This window comes from Virgibacillus sp. L01 (assembly GCF_052246775.1).
Lineage (GTDB): Bacteria > Bacillota > Bacilli > Bacillales > Amphibacillaceae > Lentibacillus.
The window spans coordinates 662,293-687,966 of record NZ_JBQQCP010000001.1 but is presented as its reverse complement, the minus strand read 5'-3'; the positions used below and the strand labels follow the sequence as shown (position 1 = coordinate 687,966).

22 protein-coding genes, 1 pseudogene and 1 riboswitch are annotated in these 25,674 nt (G+C 40.1%); of the genes and pseudogenes, 19 read left to right on the top strand and 4 right to left on the bottom strand.

Features of this window, described 5'->3' with window-relative positions:
- Positions 1-97: 97 nt before the first annotated feature.
- The gene (locus tag ACTWQM_RS03145; RefSeq protein ID WP_443256702.1) at positions 98-1,456 is read right to left on the bottom strand and encodes a hypothetical protein; all 1,359 of its coding nucleotides are present in this window, start codon (positions 1,454-1,456) and stop codon (positions 98-100) included.
- 274 nt (positions 1,457-1,730) lie between these two features.
- On the opposite strand from ACTWQM_RS03145, the gene ACTWQM_RS03140 reads away from it, so the two are divergent.
- The 16 genes from ACTWQM_RS03140 to ACTWQM_RS03065 all read left to right on the top strand — a co-directional run bounded on the left by ACTWQM_RS03140 (position 1,731) and on the right by ACTWQM_RS03065 (position 21,089).
- On the top strand, positions 1,731-2,747 hold the full coding sequence (locus ACTWQM_RS03140) for an NAD-dependent epimerase/dehydratase family protein (protein ID WP_443256701.1): 1,017 nt from the start codon (positions 1,731-1,733) through the stop codon (positions 2,745-2,747).
- Positions 2,748-3,800, top strand: coding sequence for a dihydrodipicolinate synthase family protein (locus ACTWQM_RS03135; RefSeq protein ID WP_443256700.1), 1,053 nt, complete (start codon positions 2,748-2,750; stop codon positions 3,798-3,800).
- A 36-nt stretch (positions 3,801-3,836) separates the two neighbouring features.
- Complete coding sequence (locus ACTWQM_RS03130; RefSeq protein WP_443256699.1) at positions 3,837-4,841, top strand: zinc-dependent alcohol dehydrogenase; 1,005 nt, start codon at positions 3,837-3,839, stop codon at positions 4,839-4,841.
- Positions 4,842-4,854: 13 nt separating this feature from the next.
- Complete coding sequence (locus tag ACTWQM_RS03125; protein ID WP_443256698.1) at positions 4,855-5,910, top strand: Gfo/Idh/MocA family protein; 1,056 nt, start codon at positions 4,855-4,857, stop codon at positions 5,908-5,910.
- Between the two features lie 25 nt (positions 5,911-5,935).
- Positions 5,936-6,988: a Gfo/Idh/MocA family protein gene (locus ACTWQM_RS03120; RefSeq protein WP_443256697.1), complete on the top strand. Its 1,053-nt coding sequence runs from the start codon at positions 5,936-5,938 to the stop codon at positions 6,986-6,988.
- Positions 6,989-8,551 carry an FAD-dependent oxidoreductase gene (locus ACTWQM_RS03115; RefSeq protein ID WP_443256696.1) on the top strand — a complete coding sequence of 521 codons (1,563 nt, stop codon included), beginning with the start codon at positions 6,989-6,991 and terminating at the stop codon, positions 8,549-8,551. It begins immediately after the preceding gene.
- 14 nt (positions 8,552-8,565) lie between these two features.
- On the top strand, positions 8,566-9,588 hold the full coding sequence (locus tag ACTWQM_RS03110) for an acetylxylan esterase (protein ID WP_443256695.1): 1,023 nt from the start codon (positions 8,566-8,568) through the stop codon (positions 9,586-9,588).
- A gap of 615 nt (positions 9,589-10,203) precedes the next feature.
- Positions 10,204-11,046, top strand: a complete 843-nt coding sequence (locus tag ACTWQM_RS03105; protein ID WP_443256694.1) for a sugar phosphate isomerase/epimerase family protein — start codon at positions 10,204-10,206, stop codon at positions 11,044-11,046.
- 11 nt (positions 11,047-11,057) lie between these two features.
- Entirely contained in the window at positions 11,058-11,741 is a 684-nt protein-coding gene (locus ACTWQM_RS03100) for a hypothetical protein (protein ID WP_443256693.1), read from the top strand.
- Positions 11,741-12,715, top strand: a complete 975-nt coding sequence (locus ACTWQM_RS03095; protein WP_443256692.1) for a Gfo/Idh/MocA family protein — start codon at positions 11,741-11,743, stop codon at positions 12,713-12,715. Before ACTWQM_RS03100 ends, ACTWQM_RS03095 begins: the two co-directional genes overlap by 1 nt.
- A 57-nt stretch (positions 12,716-12,772) precedes the next feature.
- Complete coding sequence (locus ACTWQM_RS03090; protein ID WP_443256691.1) at positions 12,773-13,651, top strand: ROK family protein; 879 nt, start codon at positions 12,773-12,775, stop codon at positions 13,649-13,651.
- Positions 13,652-13,660: 9 nt separating this feature from the next.
- Positions 13,661-14,809, top strand: a complete 1,149-nt coding sequence (gene nagA / locus ACTWQM_RS03085; RefSeq protein ID WP_443256690.1) for an N-acetylglucosamine-6-phosphate deacetylase — start codon at positions 13,661-13,663, stop codon at positions 14,807-14,809.
- Between the two features lie 3 nt (positions 14,810-14,812).
- Positions 14,813-15,910: a GNAT family N-acetyltransferase gene (locus ACTWQM_RS03080; protein ID WP_443256689.1), complete on the top strand. Its 1,098-nt coding sequence runs from the start codon at positions 14,813-14,815 to the stop codon at positions 15,908-15,910.
- A gap of 27 nt (positions 15,911-15,937) precedes the next feature.
- Complete coding sequence (locus tag ACTWQM_RS03075; protein ID WP_443256688.1) at positions 15,938-16,747, top strand: MBL fold metallo-hydrolase; 810 nt, start codon at positions 15,938-15,940, stop codon at positions 16,745-16,747.
- Between the two features lie 247 nt (positions 16,748-16,994).
- On the top strand, positions 16,995-20,525 hold the full coding sequence (locus ACTWQM_RS03070; RefSeq protein WP_443256687.1) for an FIMAH domain-containing protein: 3,531 nt from the start codon (positions 16,995-16,997) through the stop codon (positions 20,523-20,525).
- A 339-nt stretch (positions 20,526-20,864) separates the two neighbouring features.
- On the top strand, positions 20,865-21,089 hold the full coding sequence (locus tag ACTWQM_RS03065) for a DUF1659 domain-containing protein (protein WP_443256686.1): 225 nt from the start codon (positions 20,865-20,867) through the stop codon (positions 21,087-21,089).
- Between the two features lie 127 nt (positions 21,090-21,216).
- Here the strand turns inward: ACTWQM_RS03065 and ACTWQM_RS03060 are convergent, their stop codons facing one another.
- Together ACTWQM_RS03060 and ACTWQM_RS03055 are read right to left on the bottom strand one after the other, a co-directional pair.
- Positions 21,217-21,378, bottom strand: coding sequence for a hypothetical protein (locus ACTWQM_RS03060; RefSeq protein WP_443256685.1), 162 nt, complete (start codon positions 21,376-21,378; stop codon positions 21,217-21,219).
- Between the two features lie 118 nt (positions 21,379-21,496).
- Positions 21,497-21,967, bottom strand: coding sequence for an acyl-CoA thioesterase (locus ACTWQM_RS03055; protein ID WP_443256684.1), 471 nt, complete (start codon positions 21,965-21,967; stop codon positions 21,497-21,499).
- Positions 21,968-22,115: 148 nt separating this feature from the next.
- A riboswitch (cobalamin riboswitch) is annotated at positions 22,116-22,342 on the bottom strand.
- Positions 22,343-23,010: 668 nt separating this feature from the next.
- On the opposite strand from ACTWQM_RS03055, the gene ACTWQM_RS03050 reads away from it, so the two are divergent.
- Together ACTWQM_RS03050 and ACTWQM_RS03045 are read left to right on the top strand one after the other, a co-directional pair.
- Entirely contained in the window at positions 23,011-23,205 is a 195-nt protein-coding gene (locus tag ACTWQM_RS03050; RefSeq protein ID WP_443256683.1) for a DUF1659 domain-containing protein, read from the top strand.
- Positions 23,206-23,248: 43 nt separating this feature from the next.
- A complete protein-coding gene (locus ACTWQM_RS03045) occupies positions 23,249-23,407 on the top strand; it encodes a DUF2922 domain-containing protein (RefSeq protein ID WP_443257082.1) in 159 nt (52 codons plus the stop codon).
- A gap of 61 nt (positions 23,408-23,468) precedes the next feature.
- Here the strand turns inward: ACTWQM_RS03045 and ACTWQM_RS03040 are convergent, their stop codons facing one another.
- Complete coding sequence (locus ACTWQM_RS03040; RefSeq protein ID WP_443256682.1) at positions 23,469-23,963, bottom strand: PTS sugar transporter subunit IIA; 495 nt, start codon at positions 23,961-23,963, stop codon at positions 23,469-23,471.
- A 153-nt stretch (positions 23,964-24,116) separates the two neighbouring features.
- On the opposite strand from ACTWQM_RS03040, the pseudogene ACTWQM_RS03035 reads away from it, so the two are divergent.
- Positions 24,117-25,671, top strand: a pseudogene (locus ACTWQM_RS03035) (PTS transporter subunit EIIC).
- The last annotated feature ends 3 nt before the right edge of the window (positions 25,672-25,674 follow it).

Below are 25,674 nucleotides of genomic sequence, written 5' to 3'. Positions count from 1 at the left end.
CATCAAAGTCGAGCGACAGCACCTCAAACTCGAGCGAGAGCGCACCAAACTCGCGCGACAAGCACTAAACTCGAGCGACAGCGCACATCAAGGGAACTTATTTCAACTCTTCCTCCATAATAAAAGTCAGGCGGTAAATCCGGCGGGGTCGTCCTTTATAGGTTACTTTCTCCTCGCCGATGATCTCGACGAGTTCTGCGTCCATCCATTTTAATAGGATGCGGTGTGCGCTTCTAATCGTTATTTTGAGGGTTGAAGCTAGTTCCTGTGCAGTGTAATCGATGATTCCGTACCGGGAAACACGTGCCATTAGCTTTGTCATATAGGATGCGGACATACCAGCCTTTTCGGCTCGATCTAACAGTTGTGCATCTGTAATAGCTAAATCATACCGTTCGTATTGTGTGTGGGTAGTAATATCAACTGGGCCTAGGACACTCTTATCTTCGCGGACGATATAGCATACATCGCCACCCAGTTCTTTAGATTGACGTAATGCTAATCGTGCATGGCTGCCCGCTTCAGCTGCTGTGCTTCCAAAGCCAACGCCAATACTTAGCGTTATGCCAATAGCATTATTTGTATCCTGAAGTAGTGGTATGAACTTATACCCTCTGGTTTCCCGTTCGAATACGCCGCGTGTCGTGATAAATGAATATTCTTCTCCACCGAGATTGATTAAATGGCCGTCAAGCTGTTTTATGTAATCAAGGAGAATTTGCTGAATGTTCAATTTCAGTAATTGCACATCATGTTCCGACGTATATTTTTCTGTGACTCTAGTAAAGTCATCAACATTTATTAATCCAAAAACAATTTGCGATTCTTTGTTTCGGCGGGTGTTTGTTGCTAGTAGAGCTCGTTCCAGGGAAACAATCATGTCCTGTTGTGTTGGTGTTACCCATTCGTTAGGAATACTCATTTCTGACAATCTAACAGAAACTTCCTGTATACCTGTGAGTGCAATCGAGCCATCAGAATTATAGTTATTAATGTGGAATTTGATAATGTCTTCAATCAATTTTGGTTTCGAATGGTTAGGAATAACTTTAAATTCATAGTCTTCCTCACCTAATTCGACGAGTATTTTTTTGACGTACTTTTCTTCAATCGTATCAACTGATAGACACTTTAACCCGTAGCTGCTTTTAATAAGAAATAATGACCTGTACAGTCCGGTTCCCATCAATGGAACATGATGAACAGGGATTGAGAAATCCATCGCCTGCTTGGCCAGGTTGTATAAATGGTACTCTGTAAATACTAATACATCAACCTCATGCATTAACTCTGTCGCCAAATCTGTAATTGCGGTGTCAGGTTCAATCACACCAAAGACGGGTTTAAAGTTTGGAAAAGATTTTAACGTTTCTTTTGTCTGGTCTATGAGGGACTTTGATCCAATAATGCCAATATTAATTTCTGAGCTGTCATCAACACGTTTATTAATTTGCATATAGTCATCTCCCTTAAAAAGTTCTAACGAGGCGAAAGCCTTAACTACCAAGAATAGACAATTGTATAGACATGTCTTTTTGTAATCACTGCATTTATAATACTTTGTATAATTAGAATTGTCAAAATTCATTTGACGCTTATTTTTCAGAGGCTATCTAATAAAGACACATTCAAGACTTGTCTTTTAATGAAATTGTTCATAGAATAATAAGTATATTATCAGAAATTTCAATCGAAAAGAGAAAAAACATAATATAAGTAGGAGTGGTTAAATGAAAACAATCTCAGAGCTCGAAAAATTAATGACTGAACCATCGGAAGAGTTAATTGAAGACCTTTCAAAATTGGAAGGTGATATTTTGATATTAGGTATTGGCGGGAAAATGGGGCCGTCAATGGCAAAATTAACGAAAAGGGCTATAGATGAAGGCGGCTTAAATAAAAGAGTAATTGGTGTATCAAGGTTTTCATCGGGGTCGCTAAAACAAGAACTAGAGGATTTTGGCATCGAAACAATCGCAGCTGATTTGTTAAATGAGTCCGATCTTCAATCACTCCCAACTGTAGAAAATGTTATTTATATGGCTGGGAATAAGTTTGGAACGGTTGGAAATGAGCATTTCACATGGGCAATGAATGCATATTTACCAGGTAGGCTTGCTGAAAAATTTGCTGATTCACGTATGGTCGCGTTCTCAACTGGGAATGTATATCCTTTCGTAAATGTATTAAGCAGCAATTGCTCTGAGGACACACCTGTTAATCCAGTTGGGGAATATGCTCAGTCATGTTTGGGCAGGGAACGTGTGCTCACTCATTTCTCACATAAAAATAAAACACCGATGCTGCTATTCAGATTAAATTATGCAATTGACCTCCGATATGGCGTGTTACTTGAAATCGCCAAACAAGTCTATCACGAACAGTCTATTGATCTTGAAATGGGTAATGTCAATGTCATTTGGCAGGGTGATGCAAACGAATACGCTATTCGGTCATTATTACATACGGAAGCACCGCCCAAAATATTAAATGCCACTGGTCCGGAAACAGTATCTGTTCGCTGGCTTGCTGAAGAATTTGCTAAGCGGTTTGATAAAGGTGCCAACTTTTATAACGTGGAAAACCCTACTGCTTTATTGAATAATGCTTCTCAAGCACATAAGTTATTTGGATATCCTAAGGTAACCATACAGCAAATGATAGACATGACGGCAGATTGGCTGATGAATGATGGTTCTACATACGACAAACCAACTCATTTCCAAGAGCGGCAAGGGGCATTTTAAATGTTAAAAAAATCCGTAAAAAATTTTCTGCATGAAGGAGCATTTATACCAGCACATCCATTAGCTTTAACGGAAGACAGAGAACTTGACGAGCAAAGCCAGCGAGCACTTACCCGCTATTATATAGATGCTGGAGTCGGAGGGCTTGCTGTCGGGGTACATACAACCCAGTTTGAGATCCGTGATTCCGCGTTTAATTTATTTGAAAAGGTGTTAAAACTTGCGATTGACGAAATGGAGATGGCCGAGGTACCAGATTCATTTATTAAAATCGCTGGGATTTGTGGACCTCAAGATCAAGCAGTAAAAGAAGCAGAATTTGCTAAAGAAATCGGTTATGACCTTGGATTACTAAGCATGGGAGGTTTACAGTCTCATACAGAGGAACAATTACTTGAAAGAACGAAAAAGGTTGCAGAAGTCATCCCTGTTTTCGGATTTTACCTGCAGCCAGCTGTTGGAGGAAGAGTCCTTTCCTATGGTTTCTGGAGAAAATTTGCGGATATTCCGAATGTGCATGCGATTAAGATTGCACCGTTTAACCGCTATCTTTCACTTGATGTAGTAAGGGCAGTATGCAACTCGCAAAGAAATGAGGACATCGCATTATACACTGGAAATGATGACAATATCGTAAATGACCTGTTAACTGCTTACAGCATAAATGTTAATGGCAAAAAAGTAGAAAAGAAGATCGTCGGAGGGTTACTGGGACACTGGTCAGTTTGGACAAAGAAAGCAGTAGAAGTATTTGATGAGATAAAAAAGGTGCAGCATAATGATCATATCCCAAGTAAGTATTTAACAATAGCACAGGAGATTACCGATGCAAATGCTTCCTTCTTTGATGCCAAAAATCATTTTAAAGGAAGTATTGCCGGGATTAATGAAGTATTAGCCAGACAAGGCCTGCTGCAAGGCAGATGGTGCTTGCTGGAAAAAGAAGAGTTGGGACCTAGTCAAATGGAAGAGATAGATCGTGTATATGCAGCATACCCGCATTTACATGATGATGAATTCGTGGAAAAGAATCTTTCAAGATGGTTCAGCTAGTTATGCAAGAAGTTTTCTGGAAGGAGTAAACGAACAATGCGAAAAATTATTGCCAACAACAAACAAGTTGAAATAGTTGAGGATGAATCACCTGCAGTAAAATCTTCCCACTTACTAATAAAGACAATGTACTCGATTATTTCACCAGGTACTGAACTAACAATTATCGAAAATAGTACCGATAAACAAATTACATTAGGCTACAGCGCGATGGGAGTAGTCGAGGAGTGCGGAAGTGATATTACCGATGTGAAACCCGGGGATTTGGTTGCTGTTTATGGCGCTCCGTATGTGCAGCATTCCGAGTATTTATTAGTTCCAAAAACGCTTTATGCAAAAGTTCCTTCGAATGTTGAACCAAAGGAGGCGGCACTTGCTGGTATTGGTGCGATCGCTATTCATGCATTGCGGGTTGCAAACCTCCAATTTGGTGAGACAGTTTCTGTTGTAGGACTAGGATTACTCGGTCAAATGATTGCTAAAATTGCAGACGCTTCCGCCTACAATGTTATTGCTTATGACTTTCATGAAGAACGGGCATCAATGCTGCAGGAAGAAACAAATATCAAGTCATTTTCTGCTGTTAATGCAATGGAGGATATGATAAAAAATGATACGAGCGGGAATGGTGCAGATGCTGTACTTCTATGTGCCGGTGGTAAGAAATCGCCACTAACAGCACAAAGTCTTGAATGGATAAGAAATAAAGGGAAAGTTGTTATTGTCGGTGACATTGAACCAGATTTTCCGAGAAACCGAATGTTTAGTAAAGAGGCGCAAATTCTTATTTCCAGAGCAGGAGGTCCAGGCAGGTACGATAAGACTTACGAAGCAGAGGCCAATGACTATCCATATGGATTTGTTCGCTGGACAGAAGGAAGGAATATAGAAGAATATATTAGACTAGTAAGCGAAGAACGGATTAATGTAAGCTCTTTCATTAAAGAAGAGATTAACTTCAGCGATGTATCTCGAGCATTTGATGAACTAGTTAACAAAAAATCAACCACGTTAACAAAGGTGATAAATTTCTCAAAATAAGGTGCTGATAAGAATGGAAAATGTCAACGTAGGAATAATTGGACTTGGTGCGATTGCGGAAACAAGTCATATCCTTCATCTGAACGACTCAGAAAATGTAACGATCGCTGCCGTTGCAGATTTGGATTTCAATAAGGCGAAGGAAATAGCTGAAAAATATCAAATTCTACATTTTTTTCAGGAAGCTGAAGAGATGTTTAAGCAGGTTGCAATCGATGCAGTCATTATCTGCACACCAAACCAAACCCATATTCCGATTGCTACACTGGCGGCTCAAAAGGGAATACATGTATTTATGGAAAAACCAATTGGTACTGATTTACAGGATGTAAACGACTATTTGGAATTAGCTAAAGCAAAAGATGTGTTGACGATGGTTGGAATGACCCATCGTTTTCGTCGTGATACGGGTATTTTAAAAGAATACGCAGAACAGCAAGCATTTGGAGATGTTTACTATGCAAAAGCAAAACTGTTCAGACGTCGCGGGACACCAAAGGGCTGGTTTACCAATAAAGCATTAGCTGGCGGTGGTGCAATGATGGATATCGGTGTCCATGCACTTGATTTGGCATGGTGGCTGATGGGAAATCCACAGGTTCAATCGATTACAGGAAAAACGCTCAATGGATTGGGGAATTATCAAACAAAGTATACCTCAAGCTGGGAGTCGAAGAATAAAAAATTAAATGCAGAACATGTATTTGATGTAGAGGATTTTAGTTCCGCCTGGATCCGCTTTAAAAACGGCTCAGTTTTATCACTTGAGATTGCCTGGGCTGTGAATGGGGAGCAGGACGGTAATATCGATATCGAATTATTTGGCAATAAAGGTGGTGCAACCTTATCACCACTTACGATTTTTAAGGAAGAGAACGGATTGCTCAGCAAAACAAATCCATTATACGAAGACAGCATACCATTTAAAGCTGAAATCGAGCATTTCATTGAATGTGTGCGAACGAACACAACTCCATTAATAGATGGCAATGATGGGTACGAAGTTTTGAAAATGATTCACGGAATTTATGATTCATCAGATCAGAATAAGGAAGTCATTTTTGATTAGTTAGCAAAAAGAAAGGAGTTTTCAAATGTTGAAAGTTGGAGTTATAGGTGTAGGTTCGATATCAGAATTTCATATTAAACCATATCTTGAAAGCGAGCAAGCGGATTTAATTGCGCTATGTGACATCAATCAAAATCGTTTGAATGAAAAAGGTGAATTGTATGGAGTGACTCAGTTGTACAATGATTATCAGCAGCTGTTGCAAAACGATGAAATTGATGCAGTCAGTATTTGTACATGGAATAATACCCATGCAAAAATTGCTGTCGCAGCACTGGAAGCTGGCAAACATGTATTGGTGGAAAAGCCGTTAAGCATGACAACCGAGGAAGCGTTAGCAATTGAAGCAGCAGCCAAAAAGTCAGGGAAAGTATTGCAGGTTGGTTTTGTTAGACGGCATGGTGATAATGCAAAACTATTAAAAACGTTTATTGATAATGATGAGCTAGGTGAGATTTATTATGCCAAAGCCTCGTGTTTAAGAAGACTTGGAAATCCTGGAGGCTGGTTTAGTAATATTTCAAAATCTGGTGGCGGTCCATTAATCGACTTAGGCGTTCATATGATTGATATCTGCTGGTACATGATGGGGAAACCACGCCCAGTATCAGTTAGCGGCAATACGTATTCAAAGTTAGGGAATCGCAGCCACATTGAGAATCTATCATTCTACAAGGCTGCTGATTACGATCCGACGTTGAATGATGTAGAAGATTTAACGAATGCATTAATCCGTTTTGAAAATGGTGCATCCCTTTTAGTTGATGTTAGTTTCACCTTGCAAGCAAAAAAGGATGAAGTAAATGTTAAGCTGTATGGCGATAAGGGTGGAGCGGAAATTGAACCCGAGTTATCTTTAGTTACGGAGAAGCATAATACCATTTTGAATGTTACACCACAGCTGGACACACTTAAATTTGATGTCCATAAAGCCTTTGTAAATGAGATTAATCATTTTGTTGCGTGCTGTAAAGATGGAAAAGAAACAATCGCACCTGTTGCAGATGGCGTTCAGGTCATGAAGATGCTCAATGCTGTTTATGAATCAGCAGAAAACGGCAAAGAGGTATATCTGTAGATGGAAGAATTGAATAAGGAGCTAGTAATCGTTGGCGGGGGATTGGGTGGCTGTGCAGCAGCACTCTCCGCTTGCGAAAGTGGCCTGAACGTCCTGTTAACAGAAGAAACAGATTGGGTAGGCGGGCAGATAACATCCCAAGGCGTCCCCCCTGATGAACATAAGTGGATAGAGGATTTTGGCTCAACAAAAAGATATCGTGATTATCGTAATAAAGTAAGAGAAACCTATTCACGCTCTATGACGGTAAAGTCAGGTAAAGCAATCTTAAATCCCGGAAATGGGTTAGTAAGTAACATTTGCCATGATCCACGTGTGACGCTGCATGTACTAAATGAAATGCTAATGCCTTATGTACTGACGGATCAGCTAACAATCGAACTAAACACGAAAGTCACATCGGTTAACAAATCCGGAAAAACGGTCCATGACATGACGTTTGAACATGTGCAAACAGGCACAAAGAAACAGATTACTGTACCATATTTTATCGATGCAACAGAAGCGGGCGATGTACTGCCCTTAGCTGAAATGGAATATGTAATAGGTGCAGAAGCAAAGAACGACACTGGTGAACCGCATGCATTAGATGTTGCTGATCCGGATGATATTCAGGCATTCACTTATGTTTTAGGTATGGAGTATCGAGAAGGAGAAGACCATACCATTCCAAAACCTGAGATGTATGAATTTTGGAGAGAGTTCCATCCAGCTATTTGGCCGGATAGACTATTAAGTTTTTTTGCACCACATCCAATTACAAAAGAAAAGCGTGAATATACATTATTTAGGGAGGAAACAGGATTTCCTTTATGGGAGTACCGCCGGATATTTGATAAGAGCCAATACGACATTCCTTCAAGAGCAGGCGATGTCTCATTAATGAATTGGCCGCAAAACGATTACTTTTTAGGGAATATATATGATGTATCAGAGTTAGAGAAAGCAAAGCACTTATATCAGGCAAAACAGCTGAGCCTTTCTCTATTGTACTGGCTGCAAACCGAGGCACCAAGATCTAATGGTGTGAAAGGTTATCCAGGATTAAAGCTCCGAAAAGATATTTTTGCAACAGAAGACGGGCTGGCAAAGGCTTCCTATATAAGAGAATCAAGAAGAATTAAGGCAGAATATACCGTTACCGAGCAGGATGTATCACCTGACTGCAACGCCGGTCGGGCAGGTAAAAAATACGAGGACAGTGTCGGGATCGGGTCTTATAGTATTGACTTACACCCAAGTATGACAGGAAAAACCTATCTAGATATTAAAGCACTTCCATTTCACATACCATTGGGTGCGCTTATACCAAAGGATGTAGACAACATGCTGGCTGGATGTAAAAACATTGGTACGACTCATATTACCAATGGCTGCTATCGCCTTCATCCGGTGGAATGGAATATTGGTGAGGCATGCGGGGCATTAGTTGGATTTTGTTTAAACAATCATACAGATCCTAAGTCAGTACGAGAGAATGATAAGTTACTAGCAGCATTTCAGTATGAGTTAAGAGAAAGCGGGTTAGAGCTTGAATGGCCTGATGAATTTTATGAAGAGTAATGAGGTGAATCGTTATGGGAAGGCATTTAGGCGACTTTCCACTCGAAAAACTGCGTGATTACCGACCAGCATTAGAAAACAAGCCTCGTGATTTTGAGGCATTTTGGTCTGAACAAAAGAATGATTTGAAAAATGAGCGAACAAAGGTAGAAACAGAATTAAGAGAATATCCTGTTCCATCTGTCGAGGTATTGGATATTGTCTTTACAAGCTGGGATGGTACACCACTGAATGGAATGCTGGTAAAACCAAAGTCCATGGCGGAATGTCCAGTAATTATATGTTTTCCTGGGTATACAGGGAGTTGCGGACTTCCCGTTGATTACCTGAAATGGGTATCAGTTGGATTTGCGGTCTATGTATTTGATGTCCGTGGGCAAGGATCATCACCTGACTTCGGAAACTATCAGAATGGCAGCAGAATTCCTGGCTGGATGTTACTTGGAATTCATCAGCCTGAAAACTATTATTTTACGAATATATACCGCGATATTTTAATGCAGTTAAAGTGGATCAGATCTCAGGATTCTCCCATTATCCCAACGAAACTGGGTGTTATGGGCTCTTCGCAGGGTGGTGGTCTGGCACTTAGTGCAGCAGGATTAGATGGAGAAATGGATTTTGTGATGGCTGATTGGCCGTTCCTAGCACATTTTGAACGTGCATTGGATGTTGCTCTGTCTGGTCCGTATATGGAAATCGTAAACTATTTTAAGTGGAATGACCCACAGTATAGTACCTTTGACCAAGTTATTAGGACATTGGGCTATATTGATAGTGTGCATTTCTGTGAATCAATTACTTGCCAGACATTAATGGCTGCTGGATTAGAGGATGCTATCACACCACCATCAACAGTATTTGCAGCCTATAACCATATTCAGTCAGCCAATAAAAACATCGAGGTATATCCACAGTTCACCCATGAGCTTAACCCGTTTCATGACGAAAAAAAGCTCGAATTCTTGAGCAGACAATTAGAAAATAACCCCCATGACACATCAGGAATAGGTAAGCAACAACTGTTTGATTTGTAAAGTATAGTTTCCAATAAAAAGACATTACTGAACTAGATCAGCAAATTATATACTTTTCATGACTGCTAAAAAACTATAAATTAAGTCATACCTTAATCGTGATTTTCTTCCATACTATATAAGATGAGTGCTAACCCAACGCTTCGGAAAAATACTCGCTTTCCATGGGGAACGCTTCAGCCTCCTCACGAGCAAAAAGCGCTCGTTGCGGGGTCTTCAGGCTGTTCCATTCCCATAGGAGTCTCGCATTTTTCCGAAGCTTGGAATAACTCATTATTCGTTGATTTTTATCGACTATAACTACCCGTTAATCAGAAAATCCTATACCAGTGGAGGCAGAATACGTAGACTCCTATGGGAACAGCACGTTCCGAAGACCCCGGAAGAAGCGTTCTTTGCTTCTGAGGAGGCTAAGGTCGTGCCCATGGAAAGCGAAGTATTCTGCCGGAACGACTTAAGGGGATGCACAATCATCAGAACGGGTGAAAGCTCACAAAATAAAACGTTCAATGTTTCGCAGTTTCTATATAACTGCGAATCTTAAAAAGCCACAAAACTTACGAAATAAGAACTTGAAAGCCCAAAATAAAGCACCTAAATACAAGGAGGATATTTATGAATATTAGTGTCAGCATGTACAGTTTAATTTCAACCGTCAAAAAGGAAAATTGGTCCACTGTCGATTTTATTGATTATGCCAATCGTATTTCACTGGATGGCGTCGAACTGCTCGATATTTTTTGGCAAAACAAAGACGATATCAGAGATGAACTTGAACAGGTAACAAAAGCCCTGAAAAAACACAATTTAAAGGTTTCCGCCTATGACGTAACGAATAATTTTGTGAAAGAATCAAGCGAAGATCGCGCAAAGGAAGTCACAAAAGTAAAAGAAGCCATTCAAGTAGCTAAACAGTTAAATACAAATATAATCCGTGTATTTTGCGGCGACATACATGATGACTTAACATATGAGGATGGTCAGGGCTGGATTGTTGATGGCCTGAAGCAATGTGCTGCAGCAGCTGAAAAAGAGCAGATTTATTTAGCCATTGAAAACCATGGTCTGTTAGCTGGAAAGAGTGAACAGGTTGAGGAGATTATCGAAGAAGTAAACAGCCCATATGTGAAATCCACGTTTGATACAGGCAACTTCTTGTTAGTACATGAGAAACCCCAACAGGCATTTGACCGATTGAAAGATAAAATTGTCCATGTCCACTTTAAGGACTTCCGGGAAAAAGAAGCAAATGAAGATATCAAAGGATTTCGTTCCACGCTAGGTGTCGAGTTAATTGGTACCATTCCAGGAGATGGGGAGGTAGATTTAGCGTACATCGTTCAAGGGCTAAAAGAAACAAATTATCAAGGATGGCTTTCGATTGAATATGAAGGTAAGGACGATGCTAAGGAAGCTAATGAGGAAGCGGTTAATCGTTTAAGAAACTTACTTCAGTAGGAGGGAGAAGAATGGGGAATATTGTATTTGCAAGATTAGATAAAATTGATCATCAGGCAACATTGCGAACCATCGTAGACACTGTTGAACAACAAGCAGAACAAGATGTAACGGCATTATTGTCCATAAGCAAGACTAAACTGGATGCTGTTTTAAATGAAAATAATAACATATTTATTCCATCAACCTTACTGGATAACGTTGCAGAAGGGGTAAATGTTTATTTTGACTTGGAAAATTATCCGTTTTTCCAAAAAATAAAAGAGGTTATAGAAAAAGAACATAAACCAAAGGGTGTTTTACGTTTAAGAAGAATCATTGGTAATGATGAGAGTAAGGAACTGATTGCTGGTGATTTATATGTACTGTCCTCGCTACTGGGTGAACCACAGGATGTTCAAGTGAAGCATACAAATCATACCGTTTCTCCTTACCATGTGATTGTCACTGTCAATTTTGGCGGTGGAACAATGGCACATATGGAGTATACATTTTCTGATCAGGATGAACGCATTGAACTTGAGTGGAGCGGGATAAAAACGATCCTGGAATTTGATAGTGAAACGATGAATTCAATAGATTCGTCATTAACTTATCCAGTCGATTCGATTATTGACATCGCACATACAGCTGATCAGAGTTTGATCAAACGCTTGATCAATTATAACCAGCTTGTAAATGGAGGTGCTAATTAATGAAAATTGGAATGATGAGTTTCGCGCATATGCATGCATACAGTTATGCAGACGGGTTAATGAAGCTGCCCAATGTTGAATTAGTTGGAATCTTTGACGATAATTCAGATAGAGGAAAAGAAGTAGCTGAAAAGTATCATACCAAGTATTTTAATGATCAGGATTCCTTTCTAGCTGCGGATATGGATGCTGTCATTATATGCAGTGAAAATTTCCGTCATAAAGAAATGGTCTTAAATGCGGCAAATGCCAATAAACATATTTTATGCGAAAAGCCAATTGCCACAACAGTTGAAGATGCACAAGATATGATCAATGTTTGTGATGAGAATAGGGTTATTTTACAAACAGCATTTCCGGTGAGGTTCAGCACGCCAATGAGTCAGTTGAAAAACATGATTGATAATGGGGAACTTGGTGATATTGTTGCCTTTCGAACTACAAACAGAGGTCAAAACCCTGGTAGCTGGTTTATCGATAAACAGCAATCTGGTGGAGGTGCTGTATTAGATCATACAGTACATATGGTTGACATAATGCGCTGGTATTTAGGCAAGGAAATTACCGAAGTTCATGCGATTGTAGACTCTTATTTTCACGACATCGCTATTGATGATGCAGGGCTGCTCACATTGGAATTTGAAAATGGTGTTGTTGCCTCCCATGACGCCAGCTGGTCACGGTTTAAAGAATATCCAATCTGGGGCGATGCAACAATTGAAGTTGTTGGCACAAAGAAGACAGTGAAGGCTGATGCATTTAAAGAGCATTTCAGAATGTTTACAAGTGGTTCTAAATCGCTAAGTCATGTTGTCTATGGGAATGATATGGATTTTGACCTCATACGGGATTTTGTTAATTGTGTGCAAGAAAAAAGAGAACCATCCATTTCTGGCAGGGATGGCTTAAAGGCATTGGAAGTTGCTTTAGCAGCATATGAGTCCAGTGAAAAGAAAGCTGCAATAAATCTATAAACAATGCGGGCACCTGTATAAGGTGTCCACTTTTATAAGAGGGAGGTATCAATCAGGGTGTACACGATTGGAATTGATATCGGAGGTACCAAAATAAAATTCGGCATGTTTAATGGAGAAGCCCGGCTAGTAAAAGAGAATCAGATAAAAACACCTAAGGAAGCAATTGTAGAAAATATGATTGATGCGATAAAAGAGATGGTTCAGGGCCAGGAAATTCATGGTATTGGAGTGGCTTCAGCTGGGATAGTTGATTTTCATAATGGCGTGATCAAAAGCTGTCCTAATTTGCAGGCTTTAGCAAATGTGCCAATCCAAGCTATGCTGGAAGATGCTTTTCATGTCTCTGTTGTGGTGGGTAATGATGCGAATTGTGCTGCCTTGGCAGAGGGAACTGCAGGAGCAGCAAGGGCTGTCAGCAGTTATATTTGTATCACATTGGGAACAGGTATTGGTGGTGGAATTGTTCATAACAATGAGCTGGTTCATGGAAATAGTGGGCATGGCGGTGAAGTTGGTCACATGACACTTGTTCCGAATGGAATAGTATGTGGGTGTGGGCGCAAAGGCTGCTGGGAGGCATATGCTTCAGGTAAAGCACTGGAAAGAATGATTTCAGATGATCCTGAATTGACTTCGAAAAATTACCAGCCCAAAGATGTATTTGAAAACTATATGATCGATGCATCCTCTAAACGTGTCGTTGATCACTATTTAGAATATCTGTCAATCGGGCTTATTAACCTGCAATATTTATTCGATCCGGAAATTATTGTTATCGGTGGCGGTGTGATTGATTCCGGCAAGTATTGGTGGAGTGAATTGGAAGAAAAAATGGCAGCAACAGCATCTATTCCGATAGTATTACAGCAGGCACATCTGAAAAATAATGCGAGCATGATTGGAGCTAGTTCGTTAGTCAAACAAGGTAAGTGAGGGATTGATATGTACTATTTAAAAGGTGATGTTATTACGGATGGACGTATTATAAAAGATTGTCTTGTTCAAATAACGGATGGCGAAATAACCCATGTCGGAAATGAAAGAGTAAATACTAATGCCCCCGTATATGAAGTGAAAGTTGGTTATATCTGTCCTGGATTAACAGACATTCACATTCATGGTGTAAATGGGTTTGATTTTATGGATAATCAGGAAGCATTTGCTGAAATTGCAAAACTTTTGCCACGCTATGGGCTTACATCTTTTCTGGCAACCTCCAGGACAGGTACAATTAACGATGTGAAGAAGTTTCTTGAGGGTGCCAAGTCGTATCAGGGTAATCCGATTGTAGGTGCTAACTGCCTTGGTGTTCATCTGGAAGGACCGTGGATAAGTCCGACGTATAGCGGAGCACAAAGCAAGTCCTATATACGGCAGCTAACCTGGAATGACGTTGAAAATGTTTTGAATCCTTTTTTAGATATTATTTCTGTGATTACATTGGCGCCTGAGGAAGTGGAAGATTACGCAATACTAAATCATTTACGAGCAAACGGCATACATATTTCAGCTGGACATACCAACGCAACAATTGAGGAAATAGGAGCAGCAATAGAGTATGGTTTGACACAAATAACCCATACATTTAATGCGATGAGTCCTGTACACCATCGAACACCCGGGACCGCTGTGGCCTCTTTGTATTATGATATCCTCACATGCGAAATTATTACAGATGGTATTCATATACATCCCAATATGATTGAGCTTCTATATAAGGTGAAGGGCAGTGAACGGATGGTCCTGATATCTGATTGTACAGGATATAATGAATTAGCTGATGGAGAATATTTTTTCCGGGAAAAGAACCTGATAAAACATGGCAACAAAGTAACTTTGGATAACGGTCAGCTGGCAGGAAGCGCAATCACCTTGGATAAAGGAATTAAGTATGCTGTGGAACAGTGCAATATACCATTGGAAAAAGCTGTTTATATGGCAACACAGGTGCCGCTGAATGCAATAGATAAAGGAGAAAATAGAGGCAGAATTTCCGCGGGATATAAAGCGGATATTATGATTTTAAACAACAAGTTAAATGTTGATAAAACAATTGTTAACGGGGAAATAGTTTACGCTGGGGGTGTATAAGAAATGGAAATTCGCCATTTAAAAGAACAGGAATTTGACCAGGCGATAGACTTATCCAATCAAACGTTTCGTGAAAAGGATCATACGTCAATGGGTGAAGCATTTCCGCAGGTTTTCTCAAGACAGTTAAACCAGTCATTCGCTGCCTTTGAAGGGGATAAGTTAGTAAGTTTTATAGGACTAGTACCATCGAAAATGGTCATTGGAAGTGCTGAATTAAATACTTTTTCGATTGGCTCTGTTTGTACACACCCCGATTATCAGGGGCAGGGTATATCAACTGCTATTTTAGAAGAAGTATATGACTTTATTGACCAGGCCGGAGCATCACTTTTGTTTGTGTCTGGTGATCGCGGATTATATAGAAGGAATGACTGTTATCATTTTGGAAAAGTGTACAATTATAAAATCGATAATCTTCCCGGTGAACAAAAATATCAAGATTCAGTAAGGAAAGGTTCTGCGACAGATCTTTTTCAGGTTGATGATTTAATAAAAGCAAAACAAGTTCGCTATGAAACTAATATATGGGAATGGGCAGTGCTTCTTGATGCAGGCGGTTATGCAAGTATTTTTAAGCAGAAACAAGCATTGTATGTTACTGAAAATAATGGAGCAATCGAGGCTTATGTGGTCATTGGTATACCGGAAAATGAAAATAAGACGGAATTTGCCCTTGTAACGGACTGGGGTGGTAACCCAGAAGCAATTCGAGAGATATTCACGGATTTATTGGCGAACAGTATTGTCCTGAAACTGGAAGTAACCGTTCCCTGGCAGGATTCGCTTCATGATGAGTTAAGTGATCTTCCATCCGAGGCCGAGCAAAATGGTGGCACCGTACATATTGTTAATCCTGAGAGATTAATAGAACAGGTAATGCCTTATTTAATGGAGAAAAGTCTTGCTGTGGCTGAGAAGTTGACGATAACTTCAGAAGACGGGAATGTAATCCTGCAGTATAATGAATCACAATTCCATTTGCCACCGTCCGATTTGGTAAAGATGTTGTTTGACTTTCAGGATAATGCTGAATTAGAGGCGATGAAGTCGCTATTACCAATTCCATTGCCGAGTACAATAGGAATGTTTTATGTGTGATCCAATTTTTTTATGAGGTGGTATAACATGAAAATTCGCTTGTTAGGCAGTGCTGCATCTGAAGGTGTTCCAGCAATTTTTTGCCGGTGTGAACTTTGTCAAAAGGCAATGGGTCACGGTGGAAAAGACATTCGAACGCGAACGTCAGCATTAGTAGATGATAATCTAAAAATTGATTTTCCTCCAGATACTTTTATGCATGTATTACGTGACGGAGATATGATCTCTAATTTTGAACATCTAATCATTACCCACACACACCATGATCACTTTCACCCGGAAGATATAAGAATGCGTACCCCCGATTTTGCTAAAGACTTTGGGGATAAACTAAATATTTATGGGAATGAGAATGTTGTTCAGCGTTGTCATGAAGTACTTGAGAATGAAATGGAGCATTTTAATATTGCGCCGTTCCAAGCTTTTACAACGTATGAGATAGGTGGCAAGTTAATTACACCTTTGCCGGCTGATCATAAACCGGACGAAAATAGTTTTATTTATTTTATAGAAAAAGACGGAAAGACTTGTCTGTATGGTCATGATACAGGGGTATTCCCTAAAGAAACTTTCAATTGGTTAGCTAAACGTGTAATAGATATTGCTATACTTGATTGCACGAATGGGTTAATAGATAGAAAGGCAATCCACATGAACATAGAAGCAGTTAAGGATACGAAGGCAAAATTTGCTGAATTAGGTGTGCTTCATGAGAATTCCCAGGTTGTAGCAACACATTTTTCACATTACTGCGGATTGTTGCATGATGATTTAGAAAAACTGCTCGTCCCATTTGGAATTGATGTAGCGTATGATGGAATGGAATTACAGGTATAAATAGCCCAAATATATTTATTAATTATGACGAGGCTGTCTCATTATTGGTCGTAATTGTGACCTTTTGAGATGGTCTCTTTTTTTATTGCCTTTATAGCACGCCCATCTAGTTCTTTAGTACCTACTTAAGTCTTTTAAGTGCGTATAAACCTTAGGTGAAAGGATATTGAAAGCGCTTAAAAGAAGTTTATATTAAGTAAGGATGATAGTTTTTAGTTAAATAAAAATTTTGAAAGGAGATTTGATAATGAGTAAAACTTTTTTACGTATTTATTCGATAGCGCTCTCAATGCTGTTAGTTTTTTCGCTTTTACCGCCTTCTGTATTTAACCATATTGTATCGGCTGAAGAGGACGAAGGTTGGGAGCAAATGGAAGTGAAAAACGGTGATTTTGAGGCTGCGCCAGATTCAGAAACCGATCTGCCTTCCTGGGATTATTGGAGTGGTGGCTATACAGAAGGCATGAGTATAGCAAGTGATTTTGCCTTTGAAGGTGACCAAAGCCTTCGAATTGATAACGATGGTGTCGTTGGTCTGTTCAGTCAGGCAATTGATGTAACAGAAGGGAATTCCTACCGACTATCTGCACAAATATATGTGGAAGAACTAATCCAAGGAAATCCTGGAATATGGATGCGTTGGGTCAATGACGAAGGAGAAATCATTGAAAATAGGGCAAAATATTTTGAAAACCTAACCCTTAATGAATGGCAAGAAGTGACCATTAAAGCGGATGCCCCGCCTGAAGCAACTGGGGTTAAACTATTTATTTATCAAACCTCCAATACGAAAACAAAGGGCTATTACGATAATGTGCAACTATTTGAAAAGTCATCAGCAGTTGCTCTAGATTTAGAGAATGCTAGTTTTGAGGAACAATCCAATGAGGGTGCTATACCAGGCTGGGATAAATACCCATCTTCACCTCGTGAGGGAACTTCCGTATCACTTAGTAACGACCACGCTTTTGATGGTCAGCAAAGTGTAAGAATAACAGATGAAAAATCAGATGCCTCGGTTGGACTGTACAGTCAACCTGTTGAGATTGATCCAAATAAAGTGTATACGATAACAGGTAAGGCATATATCGATTCAGGAAGTATAAGTCTTTATATGAAGTATTACGATAGTACTGGAAAAGAAGTGGGAAGTCACCGGTCAGGCTACGATACACCAAACGAGGAATGGCTGGATATTAAAGCTGAAGGGAAAGCACCTGGAGATGCTGTTTCAGCAAAAGTGTTCTTATATGCTGGTCTGGCAGGAAAAAGTTCAGCTTTTTATGATGACTTTAAACTGTCCGTTAAGAAACAAATGGACTTACCATTTGATTATGGGGATCCAATAAATAAGGGACCATCTGCTCTGGCGGCAAAGACACAAGGAGCAGTTATCGGTAATGGACAGGTATACTATGCAACAAATGGTTCCCCAGCAACTTTCTATGCGAATGACGCCAACACTGGAGAAAAGATATTTTCTCAGTCTATGCCAGGTAATGACGTTATTTGGGGCATGACGACTGGTTCTGACGGAAATGTTTACTTTTCGGGAACTTATAATGGTACGTTATACCGCTATCTGGTTGAGGAACAACGAATTGAGACAGTAGGAAAGAACCCGTCTGATAGCTGGGTATGGGAATTGGAATCTACTGAAGATGGGAAAATATATGGTGCAACATATCCAAATGCAAAAGTTTTTGAATATGATATTAATAATGATGAATTTACAGACTTAGGCTCCTTCCATGATGAGCAGAAATATGCAAGAGGACTTGGTGTGACAGGGGATAACCTTTATGTAGGAATTGGCACAACAGCGTATTTATATCAAATGAATCGTGAAACTGGTGAAAAGCAGGAAATAGAACTACCTATTACTGGTGCTCAATCGTCGGTTTCAAACATATGGGAGTATGATGGAAAGCTATTTGTAGCATATGGAACATCACTACTAACGATAGATGCTGCAACGGGCGAAGTGTTAAACGAGATGAACTGGGAAGATGAACATACGTTTGATGGATTGATATCATCTCCATCACCATACGATGAAAGTTTAATCTATTTCAGAGATAAACGAACGAGTGAATTGTGGACATATAATTTAGATACACATAAAACGAAGGCTGTTGAACCGGGTATCAAGCTCCCCGCCTCATCAGCGAAAGCTATGGAATGGACGACAACAGAAGACGGAACAAAGGTACTTTCAATTTTGCATCAGCAAATCGAATATTCGGTATATAACCCACAGACAAATTCAGTGGAAATAAGCTATCCTGAAGTTGAAATGCAGGGACTTAATATACAGAGTTTAGAAATAGGACAAGATGAAAATGTCTATATGGGCGGATACCAAGGTTCAATGGGAGTATTCGATACTTCAACCGAGGAATATACGTTACGCGAACGAAACCCTCACCAAATAGAAGGGATAGGTTTCCTTAATGGAAATGTGTATATGGGGACTTATGGAGGTGCCCGCATTTATGAGCTCGATCCTGAACAGCCATATCAATATTCCGATGGTGGAGAGGGCGACAACCCTGAAATGGTTCAGGACATCGGTGACGACCAAAGCAGGCCATTCACCTTCACATCAGGCGATGACAAACTATTTATTGGTACGATTCCAGGCTACGGAAAGTTAGGTGGCTCGCTCACGATTTATGATGAAAATACCGATGAGTGGGACAGTATCCGTAATATTGTACAGGACCAAAGTATTATCGGATTATCCTATCAAAACGGCGTGGTTTATGGAGGTTCCACCATTACCGGTGGACTTGGAATTGAACCGACCGCTAAAGAAGCTAAAATGTTTGCTTATAATACTGATACAAAAGAACATGAAGTATTTGACTTAAAAGTAGAGGGAATAGCAACGCCTGAAATGATCGGAGAACTATCCATCGGCCCTGATAAAAACCTTTGGGGAACTGCATGGGGCTACGATAGCGAGGGAACTGCCAATAGTGTAGTCTTCGCGATGCACCCTGAAACAAAAGAGGTCATCAAAAGTACAGAGCTCTACTCCGGAGTCTATAGAGGAAGCTCATGGCGCCCATTCTTCATGCGTTGGGATGATCAGGGGATGCTTTATACCACAGCAGGCCGAAAGCTTACAGTGATTGATCCGGAAACAATGATGAGCAAACAACTTATCGGAGACACTGTACACTTAATGGACTTGGATAGTGAAGGCAACATTTATTATGCCAACGGAGAAAATCTATTAAAACTGCCTGTTCCATTAGAAGATGCCACCGTCACTGCTGAGGAGAAGTCAATCGTTCAAGGCGAAGAAACAAGCGCAGATCTTACTGTCACACTGGCTAATGGCAATACCGCTGAACTAGCCGGAGCAGATGTTGAATGGACGAACAGCGCTCCACAAGTTGCAACAATAGAAAATGGAAAAATAACAGCTAAAAATGCAGGAAGTACTGAGATACAAGCGAACATTTCCTATAACGGTGAAACTATCGCTTCCAATAAAATTGAGATTACCGTTCAAGCCACAACTGCATCTCTGACAGATCAGGTACAATCTCTTAAGAAAGCAGGAGATGTTGAACATTCAGTAGCTCAACAACTTATAAATCGCCTGGCACAAGCCAGCCATCACTATGAAAAAGAACATCTAGACCAAGCGATTAAGCATCTGGATGACTTCCTTAAGCACTTAGAGAACAGTAGTGTCACGAAAGAACTGAAGAGTTTACTTGAGAGTAATATAGCATCGATAAAAGAATCGTTCTTAAAAGAATAAGGTTTTATCGAAGAGTAAGCAATTTTATGTTGCTTACTCTTTTTTATGGGATCGAGCGGGTAGGGCGTGGTATCGTACGAGTGGAGCTGAAAGTCGAGCGAGGAGGGCTGAAACTCGAGCGACAGCCCTATTCCAATAATGCTGCGCCGAAAATCTTCTGCTGTGTAAGAAAACAACTCAATAGGTCATTTTCTGCTAAAGCACAAAATCCCTTTCTTTTAAGTACTATCGTTTCTCCAAACAAAAAAGAGGCATTAACATCCAAAAATATTTTTATTATTTCCGATGCCACTTTTCAGTCGTGAGGTTCGATAGTATGTGTGAAAGGAGGTGACCGACATGGCAGTAGCACAAATGATGAACTCACGTATGAGCCTGGTTTTGGATAACGGCATTGACGAAATATCAGGTAAGCAGCTCTTCAAGACAAAGAGCTTCAACAACGTAAAGATTGCTGCAACGGCTGATCAGTTATATTCAATCGCTAACGCAGTCGTCGTTTTACAGCAGCGCCCACTTTTAAGCATCGATCGAAAAGACAGTTCCGAACTTAGAGGGGCATAATCGATCACATTCTAAAAAATAAGGAAGGGAAGGAGGGAATACGATGAAGAAACTTGAACTTAAATTTTTAAACACTGAAGGAAAAACAGTAACCTATTCGGGCTGAACTCATATGCGTGGTCGATTTTTACCTGCTTGGTTCCGTCGAATCTGTCTTTTGAATGGATACAGAGGACCCATTCTTCCAACAATCTCCATCCAAGTCCAACCGGTACATCGTTTCAGTAATTGCTGGTGCAAACGAGACGATTCGCTTTGGCAGAACTGTGTAGTTTACCTCTCGTTCCAAATGATCCGTTACCTTTCACATAAAAAAATCCCCCAATCGTTTTCTCTGCTTTAAGTGAAGTAGATTGGGAGATAGTTGTCATGTATTTAAGCAAGTCGCGCACATCTTAAACGTAATATTATCGCGCGAGTACACGGCGCTTTCGGTTTTCTTTTCGGATAGGGGCCGATTCATACCACGCTTTTTCCTCTTTCGAAACTGGATATACGTTGGAAACCGGAATTGGTTTACCTGCTTTATCAACGGCGACCATTGTTAGAAAAGATTCTGTTGTCAGTTGTTCACTGTTATTTATCAGGTCGTTTGCCGTTACTTTGACGAATATCTCCATCGAGCTGCTTCCGGTGTATGTTACATATGCCTCGAGTGTCAGGGAATCGCCAACTTTTGCTGATGAAAGGAAGTCAACTGAATCAATTGAGGCAGTTACAACCGCACTCTTGGCATGTTTCATTGCCGTCAGTGCTGCAATTTCATCAATATATGCAAGGACCTTTCCGCCGAAAATGGTATCCATATGATTGGTATCCGGTGGTAGCACAAGTCTTGTTTGTACCGTTTTGGTACTGCTGATAGCTGTTTTTTCCATCATTTTTCCTCCTCGTAAAAAAACCAATACAATAAAAAAAGCCCTCCATTTATTGAAGGCTTGTTATCACAATCTGCGTGCATTGGAAATCCTACCACTGGCAGTCCAATGCAATGTTGCGTAACACCCTCCTATCTCCCGTAGGAAAAAAATGTTCTTCCTTATGGCAGGTATCCTGGCTTAGCTTCATGGACAATTCTCTATGTCCTTCCCATTCGAAATTGAACAGTGGACATGCAGGCTGCGAATAGTCGAAATATGCAGCCGGATTTAGAGACGTCTCAGCAATACAGTGGCGGGACCGCGCTGAACTTTCATCAGCTTCCCTTTTCAGCCTTGTCTTTGTACAAGGCCACCATAAGGCATCCTATTAAATTTTCTTCCAAAGCTATCTTAACACATCTGTTACAACGTTGTACGAAAAAATTACTAACAAGTGAATCCTATTTAAATTAACCAAAATCCATCTAAAAGGTACGCTAGCGATTGAACCAACTAACTGTCCGGCATTGATCAAACGTTTGATCAATTTTTTGTCGTCCACCTGGCATCCGTGACTTCATCTTCCTGCAGCGTTACTTCTTCTATGGCAAATGACGCGCGAAACAGCCAGGCATCATAAAAGATACGTTCCCGCCGAGAGCTGTGGATGAGCTCGCCTTTATTCTCGGATAAATCTCCAAAAAATAGTATAGCACACAAATTCCAGTTAAATATGATGTTGATTTTCGGCCACCGCCGGTAATCCTCTTCTTTATTGATTTAGACAGGCTTCGCTAAGGTGAGTCTGTTTTTAAATATTTGCAGCAAGCTCGCGCGACAATAATCAAACTCGCGCGACAGCCTTTTCCAATGACGATGATTTCTGCCGCCGCCGAAAATCCTCAACTTAAATCTAATAGGTCATTTTCTGCTAAAGCAGAAAATCCCTTTCTTTTAAGTACTATCGTTTCTCAAGCCGGAAAGGTGGCATAGTGTCGAAAAAAATCTTTTATTTTCGATGCCACTTTTCACACGTGAGTTCATGAAGGGAAGTGATCGACATGGCAGTAGCACAAATGATGAACTCACGTATGAGCCTGATTTTGGATAACGGCATTGATGAAATATTAGGTAAGCAGCTTTTCAAGATAAAGAGCTTTAACAACGTAAAGATTGCTGCAACGGCTGATCAGTTATATTCAATCGCTAACATTCTAAAAAATAAGGAAGGGAGGGAATACAATGAAGAAACTTGAACTTAAATTTATAACCACTGAAGGCAAAACAGTAACATAATCACTGGAAAAGCCAATCGAGCCAGTTGACCCTGTAGCAGTTAAAGCTGCAATGGACGAGATCATCGCACAAGATGCATTCACATCATTTGGCGGTAGTCTGGTAACTATCAAAAGCGCACGCGCAGTGGAACGCAATGTGTGGGAAGTTGAATTAGCATAATATGAGGGCCAGCGCGGGGGTGCGCTGGTCTGATATTTTTTTAGAGTGGATTACTAACACCCTATTTCACAACAGTTAATATTTCATCTTCTCCTGCAGTTACTTTACTTTGTTTAGTATAGTTAATCTCCCGCATACTATCGGTATTGGTAATGACAACTGGGATGATTGTGCTTTTGGCTTTCTCTTCAATAACTGTTTTATCAAAACTGATCAGTTTATCACCTTGTTTAACGTGATCACCTTCTTGGATATGGGGAGTAAATCCTTCTCCATTTAGACTGACGGTTTCCAACCCAATGTGAATTAAAATTTCTGCTCCATTGACAGCTTGAATTCCCACCGCATGATTTGTTGGGAATAATTGCATAATTTTTCCGTCTACAGGTGATATGACAGTGCTAGTTTGAGGAAATATGGCAATACCATTACCCATCATTTTTTGGGAAAAGACCGGATCAGGGACATCCTCTAATAAAACCGTTCCGCCGCTGACAGTTGCATGCAGGGTGACACTATGTTGTTCTTCTTTTTTACCAAAAATCTTTTTTAGCATTTTAAATCCTCCTACGTTGTTTGGGGAGTATAGCTTATGTGATTAGATATCTGGAATTATTTTAAATAGTTTAAAATTTCCTCTTGATAAAAATAGTTTACAATATTATTATATAACTGTAAACTGTTTTCAAAACGAGGGAGAGGTGAAACAATGAAGGAAAAAAAGAAAAGTGTTTTCTTTGAGAAAGCGCAACGATTTGGGAAATCATTTATGTTACCGATTGCAGTTCTGCCTGCAGCAGGTTTGTTACTAGGTATAGGTGGAGCTTTTAGTAACGCAGCTACAATAGAAGCATATCCTTTTCTTGATGTAGCTTTGGCTGCAAGCTATTTTTACCATTATGAGTTCGGCAGGTAGTATTGTTTTTGCCAACTTGCCGGTAATTTTTGCAGTAGGTATTGCTATTGGACTTGCCAGAGCGGATAAAGGTACAGCAGCTCTTGCGGCAGTATTAGGTTTCCTGGTTATGCATGCGACAATAAATGCTATGCTGACGATAACAGGGGAACTTGCAGAAAGTGGTATTGCCGAAGTAGGGCAGGGTATGGTATTAGGTATTCAATCACTTGAGACTGGTGTATTTGGCGGTGTTCTTTTAGGACTGCTGGCCTATTGGCTGCATCAACGCTTTAATAAGATTGAGTTGCCACGTTTTCTTGGATTTTTTGGAGGTTCACGTTTTATACCAATTGTAACCTCTTTTGCATCAATCTTTTTAGGAATAATTCTATTTTACGTGTGGCCTGTTATCCAAGAAGGTATCTTTTCTTTAGGCGGATTGGTTGAGGCAACGGGCTATCTAGGTACACTTATTTATGGATTTATTTTGCGTTTACTAGGACCATTTGGACTGCATCATATCTTTTATCTGCCGTTTTGGACAACAAGCTTAGGTGGATCGATGGTTATTGATGGTTCTCTTGTTGAGGGAACACAACGAATATTCTTCGCTCAGTTGGCTAACGCAGAATCTGTTAATCAATTCTTTATGGGAACTGCTCGCTTCATGTCTGGGCGCCACATAACGATGATGTTTGGACTGCTTGGAGCTTGTTTGGCTATGTATCATACAGCAAAGCCAAAGAACAAGAAAAAGGTTCTTGGGTTGTTGCTTTCAGCTGGTCTGACATCATTCTTAACAGGTATTACTGAACCAATTGAATTTTCATTCTTGTTTGTTGCACCAGTATTATACGTTATTCATGCATTCTATGATGGTTTAGCATTTATGCTGGCTCATATGGCCGAGATTACAATCGGTCAAACATTCTCTGGTGGCTTTATTGACTTCATGCTGTTCGGTGTATTGCAGGGAGCGGATAAAACAAATTGGTTTATGGTTCCGATTATAGGTATCCCGTGGTTCTTCCTGTATTATTTCACATTCCGATTTATGATTAACAAATTTAATTATAAAACTCCTGGACGTGAGGACGAAGATATGGAAGAAATGACGTTCACCAAAACGGAACGAGCAAATGCTATTATTGCTGGTTTAGGCGGGGATAAAAACATTAAGGATGTTGATGCATGTGCTACTCGACTAAGAGTAAGTGTGCACCAATCAGATCTCGTAAGTAAGGATGAACTGACCAAGACTGGAGCTAAGGGTGTCGTAGCAAGTGGAAATGGTATTCAAGTTGTCTATGGCCCAGAAGTAACTGGTATTAAAAATGAAGTTGAAGAAGCGTTAGGAGATAATTAGAAG